Origin of the sequence: Hansschlegelia quercus, assembly GCF_004310425.1 — a bacterium.
Taxonomy (GTDB): Bacteria; Pseudomonadota; Alphaproteobacteria; order Rhizobiales; family Methylopilaceae; genus Methylopila; species Methylopila quercus.
In genome coordinates this window covers 509,754-527,849 of sequence record NZ_SIUB01000002.1, presented here as the reverse complement: position 1 = coordinate 527,849, position 18,096 = coordinate 509,754, and the positions used below count along the sequence as shown (strand labels likewise).

The 18,096-nt window shown below is 61.8% G+C and carries 18 protein-coding genes; 6 read left to right on the top strand and 12 right to left on the bottom strand.

Annotation, left to right across the window (positions count from 1 at the left end; all coding sequences use genetic code 11):
- Positions 1-173 precede the first annotated feature (173 nt).
- The gene (locus tag EYR15_RS06485) at positions 174-1,331 is read left to right on the top strand and encodes a winged helix-turn-helix domain-containing protein (protein WP_131002215.1); all 1,158 of its coding nucleotides are present in this window, start codon (positions 174-176) and stop codon (positions 1,329-1,331) included.
- A 3-nt stretch (positions 1,332-1,334) separates the two neighbouring features.
- On the opposite strand, the gene EYR15_RS06480 is transcribed toward EYR15_RS06485, so the two are convergent.
- A complete protein-coding gene (locus EYR15_RS06480; protein ID WP_131002213.1) occupies positions 1,335-1,874 on the bottom strand; it encodes a DUF1003 domain-containing protein in 540 nt (179 codons plus the stop codon).
- Positions 1,875-1,984: 110 nt separating this feature from the next.
- Complete coding sequence (locus EYR15_RS06475) at positions 1,985-2,908, bottom strand: YiiG family protein (protein WP_245498192.1); 924 nt, start codon at positions 2,906-2,908, stop codon at positions 1,985-1,987.
- Positions 2,909-3,470: 562 nt separating this feature from the next.
- Between EYR15_RS06475 and EYR15_RS16970 the strand changes: the two genes are divergently transcribed.
- A complete protein-coding gene (locus tag EYR15_RS16970; protein WP_165455439.1) occupies positions 3,471-3,764 on the top strand; it encodes a hypothetical protein in 294 nt (97 codons plus the stop codon).
- Positions 3,765-3,822: 58 nt separating this feature from the next.
- Complete coding sequence (gene tmpT, locus EYR15_RS06465; RefSeq protein WP_131002211.1) at positions 3,823-4,461, top strand: thiopurine S-methyltransferase; 639 nt, start codon at positions 3,823-3,825, stop codon at positions 4,459-4,461.
- 7 nt (positions 4,462-4,468) lie between these two features.
- Here tmpT and EYR15_RS06460 read toward each other — a convergent pair whose 3' ends face one another.
- The 8 genes from EYR15_RS06460 to EYR15_RS06430 form a co-directional block, all read right to left on the bottom strand.
- Entirely contained in the window at positions 4,469-5,059 is a 591-nt protein-coding gene (locus tag EYR15_RS06460) for an ImmA/IrrE family metallo-endopeptidase (RefSeq protein WP_131002209.1), read from the bottom strand.
- Positions 5,060-5,873: 814 nt separating this feature from the next.
- Positions 5,874-7,661: a TniQ family protein gene (locus EYR15_RS06455; protein ID WP_131002207.1), complete on the bottom strand. Its 1,788-nt coding sequence runs from the start codon at positions 7,659-7,661 to the stop codon at positions 5,874-5,876.
- 2 nt (positions 7,662-7,663) lie between these two features.
- On the bottom strand, positions 7,664-8,665 hold the full coding sequence (locus tag EYR15_RS06450; protein WP_131002205.1) for a TniB family NTP-binding protein: 1,002 nt from the start codon (positions 8,663-8,665) through the stop codon (positions 7,664-7,666).
- The gene (locus EYR15_RS06445; protein ID WP_131002204.1) at positions 8,662-10,803 is read right to left on the bottom strand and encodes a Mu transposase C-terminal domain-containing protein; all 2,142 of its coding nucleotides are present in this window, start codon (positions 10,801-10,803) and stop codon (positions 8,662-8,664) included. The genes EYR15_RS06450 and EYR15_RS06445 overlap by 4 nt, the downstream gene beginning before the upstream one ends.
- Positions 10,800-11,525 carry a hypothetical protein gene (locus EYR15_RS06440; RefSeq protein WP_131002202.1) on the bottom strand — a complete coding sequence of 242 codons (726 nt, stop codon included), beginning with the start codon at positions 11,523-11,525 and terminating at the stop codon, positions 10,800-10,802. The genes EYR15_RS06445 and EYR15_RS06440 overlap by 4 nt, the downstream gene beginning before the upstream one ends.
- Before the next feature lie 504 nt (positions 11,526-12,029).
- Positions 12,030-12,269: a hypothetical protein gene (locus tag EYR15_RS17385; protein WP_382239061.1), complete on the bottom strand. Its 240-nt coding sequence runs from the start codon at positions 12,267-12,269 to the stop codon at positions 12,030-12,032.
- Between the two features lie 44 nt (positions 12,270-12,313).
- Positions 12,314-14,224, bottom strand: coding sequence for an AAA family ATPase (locus tag EYR15_RS06435; RefSeq protein ID WP_131002200.1), 1,911 nt, complete (start codon positions 14,222-14,224; stop codon positions 12,314-12,316).
- A complete protein-coding gene (locus tag EYR15_RS06430) occupies positions 14,221-14,895 on the bottom strand; it encodes a hypothetical protein (protein WP_131002198.1) in 675 nt (224 codons plus the stop codon). The genes EYR15_RS06435 and EYR15_RS06430 overlap by 4 nt, the downstream gene beginning before the upstream one ends.
- Positions 14,896-15,181: 286 nt before the next feature.
- Between EYR15_RS06430 and EYR15_RS17380 the strand changes: the two genes are divergently transcribed.
- Entirely contained in the window at positions 15,182-15,424 is a 243-nt protein-coding gene (locus EYR15_RS17380; protein ID WP_131002196.1) for a helix-turn-helix domain-containing protein, read from the top strand.
- Here EYR15_RS17380 and EYR15_RS06420 read toward each other — a convergent pair.
- On the bottom strand, positions 15,396-16,058 hold the full coding sequence (locus EYR15_RS06420) for a GyrI-like domain-containing protein (RefSeq protein ID WP_165455438.1): 663 nt from the start codon (positions 16,056-16,058) through the stop codon (positions 15,396-15,398). The genes EYR15_RS17380 and EYR15_RS06420 overlap by 29 nt on opposite strands.
- Positions 16,055-16,819, bottom strand: a complete 765-nt coding sequence (locus EYR15_RS06415; protein ID WP_165455437.1) for a VOC family protein — start codon at positions 16,817-16,819, stop codon at positions 16,055-16,057. Before EYR15_RS06415 ends, EYR15_RS06420 begins: the two co-directional genes overlap by 4 nt.
- Positions 16,820-16,866: 47 nt before the next feature.
- Here EYR15_RS06415 and EYR15_RS06410 point away from each other — a divergent pair, with 47 nt between their 5' ends.
- Both EYR15_RS06410 and EYR15_RS06405 read left to right on the top strand, forming a co-directional pair.
- Positions 16,867-17,307: a MarR family winged helix-turn-helix transcriptional regulator gene (locus tag EYR15_RS06410; protein ID WP_131002192.1), complete on the top strand. Its 441-nt coding sequence runs from the start codon at positions 16,867-16,869 to the stop codon at positions 17,305-17,307.
- Between the two features lie 141 nt (positions 17,308-17,448).
- On the top strand, positions 17,449-17,967 hold the full coding sequence (locus tag EYR15_RS06405; RefSeq protein WP_131002190.1) for an SRPBCC domain-containing protein: 519 nt from the start codon (positions 17,449-17,451) through the stop codon (positions 17,965-17,967).
- Positions 17,968-18,096 lie beyond the last annotated feature (129 nt).

The following is an 18,096-nucleotide window of genomic DNA, read 5'->3' as shown; positions in this document are numbered from 1 at the left end:
CGGCTGCGAGGCGTCAATTCGCCTATTTTCCGAGCGCCGGCCGCCGCTTCCCTGCAGCTCGTATTGGCCTCGGCCGCCTGGATGCAGCAGGGTGGTGGCCCGCTGCCGGCGCGATCGCCCCGATCGTAGACCGCCAGGCGACGACGCAAACCTGATCTCCGGCAGTATGCTTGATGGCCGCGCGCACCTATCCGATCAGCCTCGCGGCCGCGCGCGGCGCCTGGCTGAGCGCCCAGAAGCTCGATGAGGACGCGCCGTTCGGCGAAGGCCCGGACGCCGTCAGACGGGCGGTCGAGCATCTCGGATACGTGCAGATCGACACGATCAACGTGATCGAGCGCAGCCACCATCACATCCTGCAGACTCGTATCCCGTCGTACCGGACCAGCGATCTCGAAGCGGCGCAGTCGGCCGACAAGTCGGTCTTCGAATACTGGACGCACGCGCTCGCTTATGTGCCGGCGGCGGATTACCGGTTCTTCGTTCCCGCGATGGAGAGGGTCAGATCCGCGCCGGAAAGGATGTTCGCGGCGGATCCTGGCGACGACTACGCGGCGCTGCAGCGGCGGATCTCGAAGAACGGTCCGCTGTCGATCCGCGACATCGACGATGACGTGCTGGTCGACAAGACGCATCCGTGGGGAAGCCGCAAACCCTCCAAGCGCGCGTTGAGGTTCGGCTTCTTCGCCGGCGACCTGACGATCAGTCGCCGGACCGGCATGCTGAAGACTTATGAGTTGACCAAGCGGCATTTCGGCTGGCGTCGGCGGCCGTCGCCCGCGACCGAGAGGCAATATGCGAGCTATCTGCTCGCGCGGGCGCTGCGCTCCCAGGCCGTCGTGAGCCTCGACTCGATCTGCTATGGCGATCTCCCGGCCAAGCGGCTCGTCGCCGAGGCGATCGAGACGGAGGTGAAGCGCAAGCGGCTCGCGAGCGTCGCCCTGGAGGGGGTTACGACGCCTTACTGGGCGCCTGTGTCCACCCTTGAGGCTGGAGGGCCAGCCGAACCGGACCGGGAGCGGGTCCACATCCTGTCGCCGTTCGACCCTCTGGTCATACAGCGCAAGCGGCTCAAGACGTTCTTCGGGCACGAGCATCGGTTCGAGGCCTACGTGCCGGCCGAAAAGCGCGTGCTCGGCTACTTCGCGCTCCCGGTGCTCGCCGGCGATCGGATCGTCGCCGCGATCGACCTCAAGATGGACCGCAAGGCCCGGCGACTGCTCATCCAGAAGTGGACATGGTTCGGCGAGCCCGCCGCCGCGTTCAAAGCCGCCATCGATCAGGCTCTTGATCGCTTTGAGTGGTTTCAGTCCGGAGGTCCACCTGGGTGATCGTCAGGCGTCGAGCCGGTCGAGCACCTTCTCCGGCGCGATCTTCCGCTCGGCGTCGTCGAGTTCGCGGTCTTCATCGACGGGCACGTCGAGCTTTTTAGCGATCTCCCGCATTAGCCCGACAAGCGTCGTGATCTCGCGCTCGGAGAGAAGGTTGATGTGCAGGTCGAGTTCGGCCCGCCGTTCGGCCATCGCCGCGTCCCGGTTCTGGCTGATCAGCACGAAGGTCGACAGGAAGATGGCTTCGACCGAGGCCGCCGTCGCCAGGATGACGAAGGTCGGATCAAAAGCCGGCGCGAAGGGGACCAAGCCCAGATTCACCAGCACCCAGGCGACCACGGCCGCGAGGTGAACGTAGACGAAGGCCATGCTGCCGGCGACGGCCGTGATGCGGCGGGCGATGACCTCTTCCGTCGACGCTCTCGCGGCTTCGGCTTTGCGACGTCGCTTCAGGTGACGGATGTTTCTGTCCAGAACCGGCCCGAGCTCCTCGGGCGAGGTCTGTTGCGTGATGCGGTCGGCTCTGTCGTCGGGGATTGTCATCTGGCAGGGAATCTCGCAGCCGCACGCTTGTCCGTCTCAATCGTCAACCGCCGGCGCGCTTCCTCGTTCCGGATCATCTTACCAGTCGTCGGGCCACCCGCCGGGCGGCGCTATTTCGCGAACTGCGTGGCGCTCTCCGAGGTCGAGACCATCGTGTTGTAGTCGTTGACCAGCCACGTCAGGTCGCGCCCTGCGCCCTTGCGGGCGTCGCCCTTCGCCTTCTGCAGCTTGTCGCGGAATTCGCGCAGCTTGCCGAGGAAGGAGCGGGGCCGTGACTCGAACACGAAGAACGAGTTCGGGTTCGCGGCGGAATAGGCGTCCATGTCCTTGACCGCCGCGGCGTAGGTCAGGATCGCGGCTTCGAAGACCGGCATGTCGACCACCGGCTTGTTCTCGTTCGGGAACAGGTCGACGACATGGCGCGCGCGGACCATGACGTTGGCGACGTGCCAGCGCGCCTTGCGCCCCTGCGTCTGCTCGATCAGCGCGAGCTCCGCCTCGTCGGCCTTCTCCTTCTCGGCCGCAAACAGCTTGTCCACCTTGGCGCGCTCGGCCGTGTAGGCGGCCGCCGCCGGCGCGAGCCGGGCGTGCAGCGCCTTGCCGCCGGCCATCTTGTCGTCCTTGTAGTCCTGCCGCTCGTAATAGCCGTCCGCCTCGGTCACAACGGGCGCGAGCGCCTCGTAGGCCGCGATGTAGGCGGGGATCGCAGCGTCGAGTTCCGGCATCGCAGGCTCGGCCGTCGTCGCGGCCTTCGCCTTCTCGATCTCGCCGCTGACGTCATAGAGCGAGTAGAGCCCGTAGACGATGCTCTCCTTGCCGGTCGGCCCGGACTTCATGTTCCGCACCCAGCTCTCGTAGCGCTCGATCGACTCGGAGGCGCGGAGCGTCCGGTTGAGCAGGGCGACATAGGCGTTGAGCTTGACGATTCTCGCCTGCGTCGCGGCCGTCTCCGCGGGCTGGGCGGCGGGCGCGGGCTCGGCGGGCGCCTGGGCCAGGACCGGCGTCGCGCAGGCCATTGCGGCGATCGTCAACACGCGCAAGCTTTTCACGTCGTTTCCCCCTGATGCGTCCCGCGAAACAGCGGCGGCCGTCGTCAGTAGGGTCGTCTGCGCCCACGGGCAAGCGAGGCCGTCCTCACGAGGGCGCGCGGAAGCGCTCCGGCGGGGGAGCGACGCGTTCGATCCGAGGGTTCAGAGAGCAGGATGGAGGCGCGGGTACGCCGCAGAGCCTCGAATGTGTGTTTGGTTGGCGCTACGGCGCCCCGCGCACGGTTTTAGGACGCGGCTGAAGCGCGCTCGGACCACGGGCGGTCGTAGTGCCGCACGTGAGGCGCCGTGATGACGGAAGGTCTACGACCCCCACGCCCTCAGCCGGGCTCCCGGGACAAGAAGGCCGTTCCTTCCCGCCGCAGGCTCCGCCCTTCTCCCGCGCCGCCGGACGGCCCGACGACGCCTCCATATGGGAGAAGGCGACCAAAGGCTGCCTCAGAGGGCGGCAAATGTCAAGATAATATTCCTATCGCTCAGAGAGCTCCCGTTTCAGGTCCGTCCTGGCGCTCTCCGCGCGGATGTCGCTCATGCGGCGGCTTAGGCCAGTTTGTCGAGCAGTCCCAGAGAGGAGCTCGATCCGCCCGTCGACGGTTCGTCGTCGGATTTTGGCGCCGGGGTCGTCGTGACCGAGATCACCTTGCCGCTGGCGTCCGTCACCGTGGTGGTGACGGAGCCGTCGGCCGCCGTCTCGGTCGTCGTGGTGGTGTCGGACGAAGACGAGGAATTCGAGCTGACGGAGGATAGCAGGCTTGCGGCGGCCGACCCGCCGCCAATGGCGCTGACGCTCATGGATGTGGTTCCCGGACGAGTGTTCCAGAAGAGCATGCCGAACGGATTGTAAAAACTTGTTAAGCAGGCCGCGCGGAATGCGCCGGGGACGGCGGTCGTAAGGAGCGCGCATGGACGCGGATTTCTGGCGCGCTCGGTGGCGCGAAGGCCGGCTCGGCTGGCACCGGGCGGACGTGAACCCGCTGCTGGCGCGGCATCTGCCGGCGCTGGGGCTGGCGCCCGGCGCGCGCATCTTCATGCCGCTCTGCGGCAAGAGCCGCGACATCCACTGGCTGCTGGGCGAGGGTTTTTGCGTCGCGGGCTGCGAGCTCGTCGAGACGGCGGTCGAGCAATTGTTCGAAGAGCTCGGCGTCGCGCCAACGATCGAGGATCGCGGACGGCTGAAGCTCTATCGGGCGGAGGGCGTCGACATCGTCGTCGGCGACATCTTCGATCTCGACGCCGAGACGCTCGGCCGCGTCGAAGCGGTGTACGACCGCGCCGCTCTCGTCGCCTTGCCGCCGGAGACGCGGAAGCGTTACGCCGCCCACGTCGCGGCCGCCACGGCCTGCGCGCCGCAGATCCTCGTGACTTACGTCTACGACCAGAGCCTGATCGGGGGCCCGCCGTTTTCAGTGACGGACGAGGAGGTGAGGGCGCTCTACGCCGGAGCCTACGACGTCACGCTGCTGGAGAGCGCGGATGTCGAGGGCGGGATGAAGGGGAGGTGTCCGGCGATCGAACATGCGTTGGCTCTTAGACATTGCTAGATGGTCGCTATCTCCTCTTCTCGAATTCTGCTAGAAAATCGATGACATTCTGCGGGAGCGGACGTTCCATTTTATTCTTTCGCCGCCAATATTGATTATATTCGTTTAGCCGCTTTTGTGCGGCAGTTTCGCTCAAAATAAACCTATTACGTATCTCCGCGACTGTAATTCCCGGGTAGAGCATCGCAGTCGGCGCTATAAACGCGGCAGCAAACAATCTAGCTTCATGCTCTTCATCGCCGGTTATTCTGTCATGCTGAGCTTGACGATCTCGTTCCGTTTTCCGGAAGCGGACCCCACGATGCCCTAGTATTAAATGGCCGAGTTCATGCGTCAAAGTGAAGACATCGCGCTGGTTTCCAAGCGCGGCACCGTCGTATACCGATTGCTTTACGACAATCTTTGGTCCTTCTGAATCGAACCAAGCTTCTTCGTCAGTGAAATAATGATCGGCCCACACCTGAAGGGTAAACCCCGCAATGTGACCCTTCAACTTAGTTGAGAGAATTTCAATTATATCGAATTTTTCTTGATTGTAGATTCCTAGTTTCTTCCTCACTCTTTCGACAACATCGTCGACTTCCGATGCGTTCCGCATTGCCCGCTCCGACTATCCGTAGATGGCCCCGAAAGGCTGCGGCGGGATAGCCCGCCGCAGCCCACCTCAGCTTTCGCGTCAGCGTTTGTGTTTCGTCGGGTCGGTCAGCTTGAACCCCTGTCCGGGGCGCGGTGTTGGCGGCAGAGGTTCACCGCGAGTGACGGTCCTCTCCTCTCCGGTCTTCCCACCTTTAGGTCCGACGATTTCGTACTGACCTGACTTCTTGGCGATCTCGCCCGACTTCATGGGAGCCATTTGGCATCCTCCAGCGGCTTGTGGAGTTGCCCTTCGGAAGCTAGTGTTCGGGTGTCAAGGCCGAGTCTAGCTGTCTCCGGTGCCCCGCGGCACCGCTGACCGCGAAACTCAAAGACGAAGGGGGCGACGGTCATAAACCGGCGCCCCCTTTTCTATTTAATTCGATTCGTAATGTCAACAACGAAATCTTAACACTACATGTTTTTCTGTTTTCATAAAGTCAGATCGGATATGATTTCTTACTAAATCTGTGAATAACTATTTTTAATACCGAAAGCGCCGCGAGCTCGGTTCGGCGTTTGGCCAAACCGAGCTTTGTTAGATTCTGACGAATTAGGGGGTGATGACTGAAAGGCCGACCTAAAGTCTTCCGCACGGCTTCAAGCAAAGTCCTCAATTCCCAACGGTTTTCGCCCGACGTTCAAACGCCATGTTGCCGCAACACATGCGGAAAGGTTGCCGCAACAACGCATTCGTCGGGCGGTAAAGAGAAGCCCCGAGGCCGTCAGCCATAAAAAAAGCCCCCAAACGGGGGCTGAGCTACTACAAGAGATTTTACCTAAGGCTGCAAATCGGCTCTGCGATAAAACGATGCGTGGAAGGTCTCGCGGGGAAGCGCCGGCTGGATGCCTCGGCTCTCGAGTGTCGCCTTCATCCTCAAATGGTGACACCCGTTCTCCGCCGCGATTTCGAACAGAGTTCCGTAGGTTTGCCGGAAGGCGTCCAGAGCCTTTCGGGGCACGACCTCGACTGGGCAACGGTTCGAGGGGTTGATCCGAGATTCTGTAAGTAGCATTCGGTGCTTGATCAACGCGTCCACAACGGTGGAAGTCGTTTTCAACTCCTTGATGACTCGGCGGCGAGGCAGGTCCTCAAGCGGAGCGCCCCGAACGAGACTTCGCACCTCGGTAAAGTCTACCAGCAGCGCTAAATACCCGCTCGCTCCAGGAAAACTACCGCGGCGCGCGAGTCTGCCTTCAATCACCAGTTTTACGATCTCCATTGCGGAGCAGTTCGCCCGTTTCGCCGCGAGCGGCAAAGACGCCGCGTGCGGATCATCAGGGGATAGCGTGTCTGCGCCTTCTCTCAGCGTAGACAGAAATGCGTCCAGGTCGGACCTCGCGAAAGCCATTCTGCCGCCCGTCGCGCTCAGCGATTGGATGAACCCGGCGGTCAGCAGCAAACGCGTATGAACACGATCTGAGCCTAAGTACGTGGCGGCTTCCTTCAGCGACAAAGCGTCGACGAATGGGGTCATGAGCTCAGCCCCGCGATCGGCCTCAATAAGGATGTTGGGACCGTTCGATCGCGCGGTTTCAGATCTGGCGGAAGCTTCTAAGATCTTCCTCAGCCGTTTAGGGTGCAGCCCTGTCTCACGATGCATCGAACGAACTGAGTGAACGATCCGACGTTCGACCTTCCGCCCGAGGACGACTTCGCCAGCGGCCACAGGCATCGTCTCAACGATGTGCTCTCGGAAGACATCGCGGATAGGGTCAAAAGCTGGGTGAGGGGCGCCTCGGGCGACCCAATTATACAGGCTCCCAAAGACCGCCTGGGGCCCCCCACCAGAGCCCGTGCGGTCGGTCTGAAGCTTGCCTAAGAATGCTCGAATGGCGTCAGTTCCAAGCGACGCAATTCCGAAACCCTCATCCGCTGCCGCTCGCCGGGCGGCCACGGTAAATTGCTGAAGAGCAGGCCAGAGGCCATACAACGCAGTCGCACCGAGCATTTCGGAAAAGCGGGCAGCAGCATGCAGTTCAAGCTCATCCAGAAAAGGATGAGCTTGGCGCCGCGTCCCGAGCCGATTGCGCACGTAGAGCTCGAACGTCGAGGGTAGGGCGCGCGGCGCCGCCGCGGTCAATAGTTTGAGCTCCGCGAGGTGAGGTTCGATACGAGCAAGCACATCGTCTGAGACTGACGGATTGCGGGGTGTTCCCAAATCTGAGAGTTCGATGTCATGGATCGGGCAAGCACGGAGATGCTCCACCTGCCAGAGCGTCCGAATGTACGTGGCGCTGCCGACGCTGGCGTCTTCCTGCAGGCATGCGGGGCAGACGAACAGCTCCTGCCTGTGGAGGCTGCTCCGCTGCAGGAGTTCGCCCCGCAACTTGAAGCCAGTCTCCACTTTGATGACGGCCTCTTCCATTAATGCTCGTGGATCAACGGCGGCCAAAGTAGCGACCTTCGCAATTGCGAGGACGTCCCCGTCGATCAAAGACCGAGAACTGATCCCAAGGTGGCTGCAAAAAGCCTGCAGGCGAACGCCGTTCACTGCGGCTAAGCGGCAGAGAAAGCTCGCGAGGCTCTCACCTTTGAGAAGATCGACGCGGAGGTTGAGGCGCATGGCTAGGCCTTCCTCCCGCCGCGGGGCGGTTTTCCGGGGGCGGGTTCCTTCTGTGGCGTCGTAGCGAGAAGACGAGTTACCTCAATTGTCTCCCACTCCTCTGCCGCGAACGGGTTCACGGATCGTGAGCACGCGGTGCGAAGCGCGTACGCGTCCTCAAAATGCTGAATGCAGAGGGGTTCGGCGCGTCGTAGGGCGTGTCCGATCGCTTCGACGATTATTTCGACGAGGATCCCCAATGAGCCGTCCGCCGCATGGATGAGCCGCGGCGCGATTTCCTCCGAGAATCCGCCGGGGCAGGGGCATGTCGCTTTCGACGTCAGCTTGACGACAATCTTTCCGACGAACGGAACATCGACTGGCGCTACCAACCGGCTGAACGAAATAGCGCGCATTCGCCGCGCCACCTGAGGATCAGCGTTAACGAAGTCGACGACTTCAGGCAGTCCCGACAGCAGCAGTGCGACCGGCCAATGCCGGTCGTTCAAGAGCGACTTAAGCGTCGCGAGGATCTGGTCGCGTTCGATCGAGTTCGCGGTTCGCGTGACGTTATGAAACTCGTCAATGTGGATGGCGACGACACCAGTTAGGCGGAGACGGTCACGGACCATCTCCCAAACAATGTGGCGCTTCGGGTCGTTCATGATCGGATAACCGGTCGCACGCAGCAGCTCGCGACCGAGCTGGAGGAGGGTCGTCGGCGCCGGCGCATCAAATGAGATCATCGGGCAGAGCTCACCCTCCACGCCGAAGTTCTTCAGGCGTGGATGCCGGCCGAGGATGTGGTGGATCGCGGTGGTTTTGCCCGCGCCGCTGGCGCCGACGACCAGCAGACCGGGCGCTTCGCGCGGCGGGGTCCCACCATGCGATTCAGTGCGGGAAAGCGCGATCTGCACGAGACGGTCGACCTCGCTGGCCAACTTCTTGTCTCGCTCGGTGACGGGCACGTAGCTATTGACCACGTTTGCGGCGGCAGTCGACAGCAGGGCGTCGGCGGCGATCACGACATCTCCTCCAGGTCGAAGTCGTCATCACCGCCGATTGGACCGACATTATCGATCGTCTTTTCGCCCGGCCTTCCAGGGACGGCGTAACCGCCTGCCAATAATCCGTCGGCAAGGCCAGTCTGCCTTGAAGACTGGTTGAAGGCTGGCGGCAGGCCGAAGCCGACCTGGAGCGACTTGAGCTCAGCCTCAAGCGCCCGGTCGGACAATTCGAGCGAGGCGATGTTCGCGCGTTTGACCGCGGAGCGGTTCAGATCGCGTAGGTATTGGCGTGCGTTGTCGATGATCTTGGCGAGGTTGGTGCGTTTTTCGGCGCGCGCCTGTTCAACCTGCTTCGCAACGTGTGCGTACTCGTGAAAAGGTACGCCCTGCACGCTATCGTCCAAGCACTGGACGGCAATCCAACCCTCGTCCAAGCGGGCCGAGACGTGGCCAATGTCGGCCAGGTCAATGCTGACCTCCACCTTCGCGCCGTCGCCGATCTTGCGCCGGCGTTCCTGAAGCCGGTCACTCTGGTAAAAGAGACCCGCGACTTCGACGCCGTGATCGGTGATCCGCCGCCAAACCTTACGACCAAAGACCGCGCGCCGAACGTTTACGCTCGGGAGAGGGATTACCCCCGACGCCTTTTCCAACCGGGCCCAAGTCTCTGCCGGCGTGTCGCCGCCCAGTCCCGAATGCGGGGTGTTATGGTAAATGTCGACAACAAAACGGCAGATCGCCAGTCCAATCTCCTCAACCGTCAAGACCGCCCGCTCGCTAGAGGGATAGTGGGCGCCTGCGACGACGTCCTTGAAGGTGCGTCCCTCGAACAGCGTCGTGAGACCTGTGGCGATCGTCGAGAACAGCCTTTCAATGCGGCCGCGAAGTTGCGGCCGGCCCGCCGGCGTGCGGTCCGCGGTTGCCCCGACGGCTGTCACCGCGAGACGGAATTTCTCGCTCACATAAGGCGACCCGTTGTCGGTCCTCATCAGCGCCATACCCGTCCGGAATTTCCAGGCGGTCGCGCAACCGGCGGCGTCCGAAAAAGCGGACTTGTCCTCGAAGCACATCTTCAAGGTGTCGAGAGCGTTCTGCGTGCTCGCGGTCGGTGCGATGCGCATGCCGATGACGCAACGCGTTGCAGCGTCTTCGGCAACGCTCAGAGACCAACGTGTCTTCTCGATAAGCGCCCGCTCCTCGTCAGAGAAGGCGTCGTATATCCCGGCCTCGATCAGCAGCTTGTGTAACTGGACCGTCCACTCGTCCATCTCGACGATCTGGCCAATCTGGGTGATCAGTTGGCCGCGGCTGCTGACGTAGTATTTCTTACGCGCAGCCTCTAAGCCGTTCCGGCCGGCGTAAACCTCAAATTCCCCCAGTGACTGAATGAATTTCGAAAAGGTGTCCTGGCACGGGACGGGGAGAGCGCCCTTGCGGTGTGCGCGGCGGACCTCGTTCAGCGCCTCGATGTCCTTCTTCAGGTCGTAATACACGTCCTTAAGCAGGGGCTGCCGCGGATTGAGGTAGGCGCGCCGGGCCTTGACCATCAGCGCGTGGATTTTCGAATGGCAACGAAGCGAACGATTTCCACTCCGAAAGCGCTGGTCCCGCAGCGCCAAGGGATCGAAGTTGGCAAGTTCGTACAAGCAAACCCAGTTGCGCAAGGTGCGGGCAGACGGTGAGCCGAAAGCCTTGCCTACGGCAACATCTGCCCGTTTCGTAGTGATACGCGCCTTCTCTGCAAGTTCACGCCCGATCAGCTCGATCGCCGTGGCCATCTTTGTATCGGAACGCGTGATCCGCTTGAGTGACTTTAGATGAGCGGTCGCCTCCTCAAGCGTCAAAAATCGATCGACCCAGTCCTGCCTATGCAGGATGATCTGCTGGTCCTCCCAATTTAGGTGGATGATGCTGCTGGTGCCGCCGAGCTGCCGGGCACGAGCGGAACGCAGGTTGAAATAGTTTCTGTCGATCGAAAAGCGGTTGCTTTCCGACGCGGAGTTGAACTCTTCCTGCGAGAGCTGAAGAATTTCGCGCGGGCTGTCGACCGGAGCGAGCAAATAGCTCGGGAAGGTTTCGAGGACGCGGTAATTCACGCAATCGATTACGACGCGATCGTCGCCCGTGATGGCGAGCCGGAGCGGAGCGTTGGTCACAGGCGACCCTCCGAAACCAGCGACTTGACCATCGTGTAGCCGCAGAGGGGACCGTATGAGACAGGCTGCAGCATGCCGATGCCGATCGCGCGAGCGATAGCGTAGAAGCCCCGTCCTTGGAGACCCGTGCGGTCCACGAGCTGGTTTACTGAAACCGCTCCGATAAGTGATGCGGCAACGTGCTGGATGGCAGCATCAGCTTCGGGGTCGTGTGAGCGGCGCGCGATGAGCACGAGTTCCGCATGCTGCACTGCAATCGGATCGAGTTCGCGCTCGGTGAGCACGACCACCTTATCTGCGAAAGACCGATCGAGCTGCCGAGCAATCAAGCGCATATGGTGGAAAAAACACGTCGCGATTGCCCGCTCATAGGGCTTGACAGCGACAGCGATCCGGCAGGAGTTTTTCAGGACCAACCGGAAATCGAAGGTGTGACGGCGTTCGATTCCGCCGGCGCCAATGGTGTAGATGACCGGCGGCGGCTGATCCCAGATGTCCACGACATCCGGGGACGCCAGACAGATCACCGCGGCACGGCGTTCGAGAGCGCTTTCGTAGACGATGATGCGGCCAGACGAGGCGCAGTAGATTTCGCCGCGTGACGAGCCTTTCGACTTCAGCGCCGGGAAGCGCGACGCCCGGCTCGGAAGCGGCTCGGCGAAGACCTCAAAGGTCTGCGTGTCCGGGCAGTCCAGAAGGTGTTTGGGGGTAAATGCAGGCACAGGTCCTCCTTGCCGGGCGAGAGTTTTTTTTCGCCGGCTCGTTTGTGAATTTCAGGGGGGCGTGCGACTCTGGTCTCAGCCGCTTCAGTGCGGCTGTGAAACAGGTCTCGGCCGGTTTCGTCGAAGCGTTTCGGGGTTGGTTGCTAGCCTTTGGCCCGAAGCACTTTCTTGAAGGCGTCCGACTTCTGTCGGACGCCTTTTCATTTTGACCTTCGCTCGTCCTTTCTTTTCGAGGTTGCCCGCAGCTATCGCCCGGCACTCATCGACCATCGCCCGAGACCTAGAAAGTCACGAGTCGACTGCGCGATATTTTTTCAAAAAAGCGGGTCGATCGAATCAAAATAAGGCAGTTGACTCTTGCTGTTTCCTGAGAAACGAAGAACCCGCCCGGGCAATATCAGAAGGTTGCTGGGGCTAAGCTTCGGCGGTCGCGTTCCTGGAACTGTAAGACTCTCGATGAGGAACGAAGCCTCATCGGGCCAGCCACAAAGACTCGAACACGTCTCAGCCGTTCGAGCCGTTCTCGGGATCGGAAAGCAAATAAAATCGGCTGAGGGTGCGGACCCAGCCGTTCCCTTCGGTCCACACCTGGCTGGTGCTGACGCTTTTGTTGCTGCCAAATCTCGGATGACCGCTAACGATCCCGACGAAGCCCCTGACGGGGAAGCGTACGCGAGACCAGTTTGTTAGGACCGGAGCTCCCTCGAGCTGACTGACCGTTGGCGCGCCGTCATTCGCGTGCATCAGCCTCAAGTCGCAAGCGAGCCGTTCCAACCGTTCAGCCTCGGTTAGATAATCCATGATCGGGCCCCCTGATTGTCACGAACAAGTTGCGCAACCTGATCTCCGTCGAGGAAATGCTCGGCCTCAAGACGAACGGCGACAGCTTTGAGCGCGTTTTTGTGCCGCAGCAGCAGACGGCGTGCGCGCCGGAGCGCGGCTTGCAGGTCGCGCTCCACAAGGCGCGCGAAAGCTGGATCGGTCTCGATAAGCGCCGCGGCTCCATCAATGGCAGCGCGGTACCTTAGGGTTGAGCCGAAGCCCAGAGCCGCATGTCCGATCGAGGAGAGCTTTGTCGCGAGGCCGAGGTCTGATTGCGCTGACCCCCCGGCGCCCGACACAGCCGTACCGCACAGGATCTCGTCCGCCGCTCGTCCTGCCATTAGGACGGTGAGGTGCTTTGCGATCGCCTCTCGGGTCTGGAGCGCTGAGTTGGTAAGCCGGGTGAAGCCTCGAAGGTCGACCTGCCGGACCTCAACGCCAAGAAGGACGGCAGTCACCGCGTGTCCTGCTTCATGAGCCGCGACGTGTCTTGAGCTCTCACCGGCGTGCGATTTTGGGAAAAGCACTTCGACTAAGTCCCGCAGAAGGATCTGCCGCTCGGCGTCTGCGGCTGCAGCCTTCGCCTCCCTCACCGCGCGCTCCAGATCGGCGCCCGTGCGACCCTCAGATCGCCGTGCAAGTGTCGCGACACTCGCGGGATCGATAACCCCCTTCAGGTAGTGAGCAAGGATCGCCTCGCGCTCGCATTCAGTAGGCAGCCCAAGTTCGATCACCCTTTCCATCCGCCCCGAACGGCGGAGGGCCGGATCCACCCTGCTCATGTTGTTGCAGGCGCCGATCAGAATCACTCCGCGGTTTCGGACAGCTCCGTCCACTGCAGTGAGCACTGCGTTCACAAAATTTACCCACCAGCTGACGCTGTCCCCTCGTTCGAGATCACGGTCGACGATCGAGTCGCATTCATCGATAAAAAGGATGCACGGCCGTCTCGAACGAGCCTGTTCCACAGAGGTCCTCATCGCTTTGACGACGGCTCCTAAGTGGCTGTCTCCGGATGCAAGCCACTCTGAAGCTGAGGTCAGAATGGCGTTGATTCCGAGGGTCTTTGCCAAGGCGCTCGCGAACAGCGTCTTGCCAGTGCCCGGAGGACCAACGAGCAGAACCCCACGCGGAAGGTCATTCATACCAGCAGTTGGATCGCCGCTTTTGATCCGCTCGATAGCTCGGAGGACCGTAAGTCCCCAAGCTCGAGCCTCGCCAAAAGCCGCGAAATCCCTGAGGTCGGGCACGTCTTCATCGAAGATCGGCGGGCGAGCGAGGGCGAACAAGCGCGAACATGTTTCAGCCGCCGACGCTCTCGGTCGAACAGCCAGCGCAAGGCCATCGAGGTCGCCACCGTCCAGCGGGGGGAGGGCGTCCGGATCGAGGATCTGATCCGTGGCGGTCTGCACTGCGCGGGCGATATCGGAACGGCTAGGCCTTCCCGTTTCCAAGTGTACGTCCGGGCGATCCGTAAGCAGCGGCAGCGGCGCCGAACTAGGACTGAATACGCCGATGATCGATCGCCCGTGTCCGACGGCGTTCAACATTTCGATCGCAAGTGCATCGTCGGTCGGGCGCGTCTGAAGCGAAGGCTTCCGGCGGAAAGTGTAGGGCCGAAGATGGCCCTTGATCTCCCCACCAGATACTGCGGCCGCGCGTACGGTTTCCGCGATCCGCGCAATGGCGCGCTCGGACCACTGCTCGTTTGGAACTTCGAGGACAACTGTTAGCTGGCGCCCCCAGCATTCGCTGGCGAGTTCCTCGGTAAAAACCCTGTCGATTGCATTATCGACAAGGATTTGGGCGAAGGAGCGCGGATCTGCTTCGTTGCCGAGCTCCAGCTCGTCGATGCCGGCTGAAGACTCGCCATTCATGACCGGGCTCTCGCAAGTAGCTGCATCCCGGCTGCCGCGTATAGGCGGTCCACCGGCATGCACTGCCGGTTTGTCGGGGACGAAACCCGGGAGAAGCCGTTGATGTGGCAGTTGAAGTCGATCGCGATCGCACCGGAAGCAGCCAACGACAACACCGCGCCAACGGGATCATTGGAGGCGACGACGCAGGCGGCGCAATCACCGAGTGTGGCATGCGGATCCAATGCGACACGGTCGAGGACGGCGGCGCGATCGGACGCGGTGATCTCGATGTCCCGGCAGCGCGAGACAAGACGGCAATTCTCGCGAAATAGCGGTCGCCGCAGCCGGCCTGCAGGCACTAAAAGAACGCGGATATTTAGTTTTCTTGCGGCGCGACGCATCGACAGCAAACGCGCCATCTGGTCGCGCCATACGCCAGTGGTCGCAACGACGACCGTGAACCGCAATCCCTCGTGGCGAGCGCGCGTCACGACTGTCGAGTTCGGGCGAACGCCAGCGGCGCGAAGCAACGTTTCTACAAGTGGGTCGGGACCGTCGACCTGGATGTTGAATGCGGCCGTCGAGTCCGAGGCTTCTTCGATCAGACAGGCGTAATCCCGCTCTAAGTCACTTGCCCTTAGGTCAGAGCGAGGCTTGAGTTTCGAGGCGGTGCAGCGAACTGAAGACATGCGAATCCTCCTCCGCCAGCGAAGCTGGCGGTACACGAACAGGGATTGGTGGATGCGCGACTGGTTCCCGGGATACTCCGGGCCAAAGTCGACAGGTGGACGGGACGCAAGCCAGTCTCGTTGCGAGAATCGGCTTTAGCGTTGATCCTAGGTGGAGCGGCCCGTCAGTAGGCGCGAGATCAAGGATCGCGCCTTTTGCCCGATCATCGGGAACGTGCTGAGAGTGCAGGGATCGCGACGCGCCTGCAATAGCAAACCCTGCACCGTGAAGGGTTAGTTAGGGATTATGGTTAACGCTCAGTTAGTGAAGGCTGCGCGGATAATCGTCGGTTGGTCACAGCAGGACCTGGCGTCTCGTTGCGGCTTTTCGCGAGACACCATCTCACAGCTCGAGAGCAACCTCACTAAGCCACGCGAACGGACTATCCTTAAAATCATCGATGTGTTCTACGAGGCCGGCGTTGAACTGTTAGATGAAGATCTTTCGATGACGATACGAGTCAATAAATCTCTGATGTCGCAAGAATAACCGAGCTTTTTATACAGCCTCGAGCATCGCTGGAAGGCGAGGGCCCTATAGTTCCTCGTGCGCGAAGCCGCCCATGGACATGCGGACCTCGTGCAGCAGGACAAAGAGAGCCGTAGTCAGCAGCGTCATCGCGCCGATGAACATGACCGCTGATTGGCTGATTGAGCTCGGTCCGCCACTCGGCGGTGTTGCTGCCGGTCTCGGGACCGAGGGCATAAACCTCCCAGAGGTCGATGGCTTTCTGGTGCCCATTCGTTTCGGTCCACTGCCGCAACTCGCCCCACGCGGCGGAGAGACCCTCATAGCCACCGCGGTAAATCGCACGAGCCACCACCACCTCTGGCAACCTTCCGAAACGTAACCGCCCTGTCTCCGCCAAAGAACCGTCGATGGGGAACCCGACCTCGAAGTCGAATACAGCGTCATCCATCGCCAAGTGATGCGTGAACATTGGGCCCGCCGGGGCGATGCCCTGCGCCGCCAGCGTCGCGGTTAGCTCTTTGATAGCGGGCGGCATCACGGCTCGGATGGCAGCCTTGGGGACAATGATCTTGATGATCGCAGCGCTCTGCTCGGCGACCGAGACTATCGTCGGAGTCTCGAGAACGCGTTGTGAGAATGGAGCTGTGCTCACGTCTGACGCGATCCGGTGAGGGCGAACTCGGCGCCTTGAGGATCCTTGCCCATGACGATCCAGTTGCCGCCGGGCACCTCGTGTGGGCCGTGCTGCACTTGGCCGCCCGCCTCGGCGACGCGCATGGCGGCCGCGTCGATGTCGTCGACGTTGATGTAGTAAAGCCAATGAGGATACGGCGACCCGCCGCCCTTCATCATCCCACCTGTCCACGCGCCAGCGACCGAAAAGGTCTGATAGACGCCCATCGGGCCCATGTCTTTCGCCATGGATATCTCCCAGGCGAACAGGTCCTGATAGAAGGCAAGAGCTTCCTCCCAATCGGTCGTATGCAGTTCGCGCCAGCCAACCGTGCCCGGCGCGTCGGCGGCGAGTTCGGGCGCGGGTTCACCGCTGCCTCGAAACAGCATGAACATCGCTCCCTGCGGATCGGCGACGACCGCAAACCGGCCTACGTTCGGTATGTCGGTCGGCTCACGATGCACGGTGCCCCCGGCATCGCGAACCCTCTTCGCCATGTCGTCGACATCAGCGACGAGGATGTAGCCGAACCACATCGGCTGCTTGTTTTTGATGGCGGGTGGAAAACCCATCAGGCCGGCGACCTGCCGCTTCCCGACTTTCGCGAGCGTGTAGTCCATGCCCGGAATTTGTGAGTAGGCCATGCTCCAGCCGGCCACCTTGGCATAGAAGGCCGCAGCGGCGCTCACGTCGCTCGTCATCAGCTCATACCAGACGAACCCACCTTCGCTCGCCGCCATGCCCTCTCTCCTGTTGACGATCACGTTGATATCAACGTACATGAGCCATGTCAAAGTTGGTTCCGTTTGAGACGACGCTGGAGGTCCGGGACACCTGCCTGTGCCTGCATACTCAGCGAGCGGCTCGGGCGCTGGCGCGGCGCTTCGACGATGCGCTGCGACCGGTGGGGATCACCAACGGTCAGTTCTCCCTTCTCATGTCGCTCAACCGGCCCGAGCCCCCGGCGATGGCGCCGGTGGCGAAGCTGCTGGCGATGGATCGAACGACACTCACAGCGGCGCTGAAGCCACTAGAGCGGCAAGGGCTGGTGACCGCTGAGATCAATCCCGACGATCGTCGCAGTCGCCTGTTGGTTCTCACCGACCGGGGTCGGGAGACGCTCGCCTCGGCGGTGCCGATCTGGCGCGAGACCCACGCAGCGGTCGAGGCTGGACTACCGGCGCTGGACGCCTGCGAGCTCCGGACTGCCCTTAGCGCGCTGGCGTGACGATGATTGGCGAAGAGGTGCAAGCGCGGCCTGAGCCGGCGGGCGGACGAGACAGCATGGATCGAAAAATACCGCCACCCTTGGACCTCATATTTCGACGCTGGACCAGTTTTGGAGGAATGAAACAGAGGGAGACGCTCGATGGACGCGAGCAAACAGGGTGATCGCACCCAAGGGGAAGCCCGCACAACGGTAGAGCGGATATCGGACCGAGAGCTTGTCATCACTGGAACGGTCAATGGCCGGGCGTGCATCGTATTCGAAGCATGGTCGAAGCCAGAGCTTTTCCAGCGGTGGTGGGCGCCCAAATCCTGCGGTGTCACCCTGATCTCGTTCGAGGCTGATGTTCGCACAGGCGGCTCGTACCGTTTGGTGATGGGCCACCCTGCATCGGAGCAGCCCATGGCGTTCTTTGGCCGCTACATCGATGTTACGCCAAACTCCCGCCTCGTCTGGACCAATGATGAAGGCGGAGAGGGTGGGGCCGTCAGCACGGTAATCTTCCAGGAAAAGGACGGCGCGACACGGATCGTGGTGCGCGAACTTTATCCTTCCAAAGAAGCACTCGACGACGCGATGGCGTCTGGAAGCACAAGCGGCTGGGGCGCGCAATTAGAGCAGCTGGACGACCTTGTCGGCGTCCTTGATGCAAACGTCTGAGGCCAAAGGCTCGATGGAGCCGCAGGTGCAGAACCTACTGCCTATCGGCGTCTTCACCCGCGCGAGGCCTGTGGGCGCGACGACGATCCGGCGGCGGGAAGGTCACGCAGCAGTTCAGTATCAGACGGA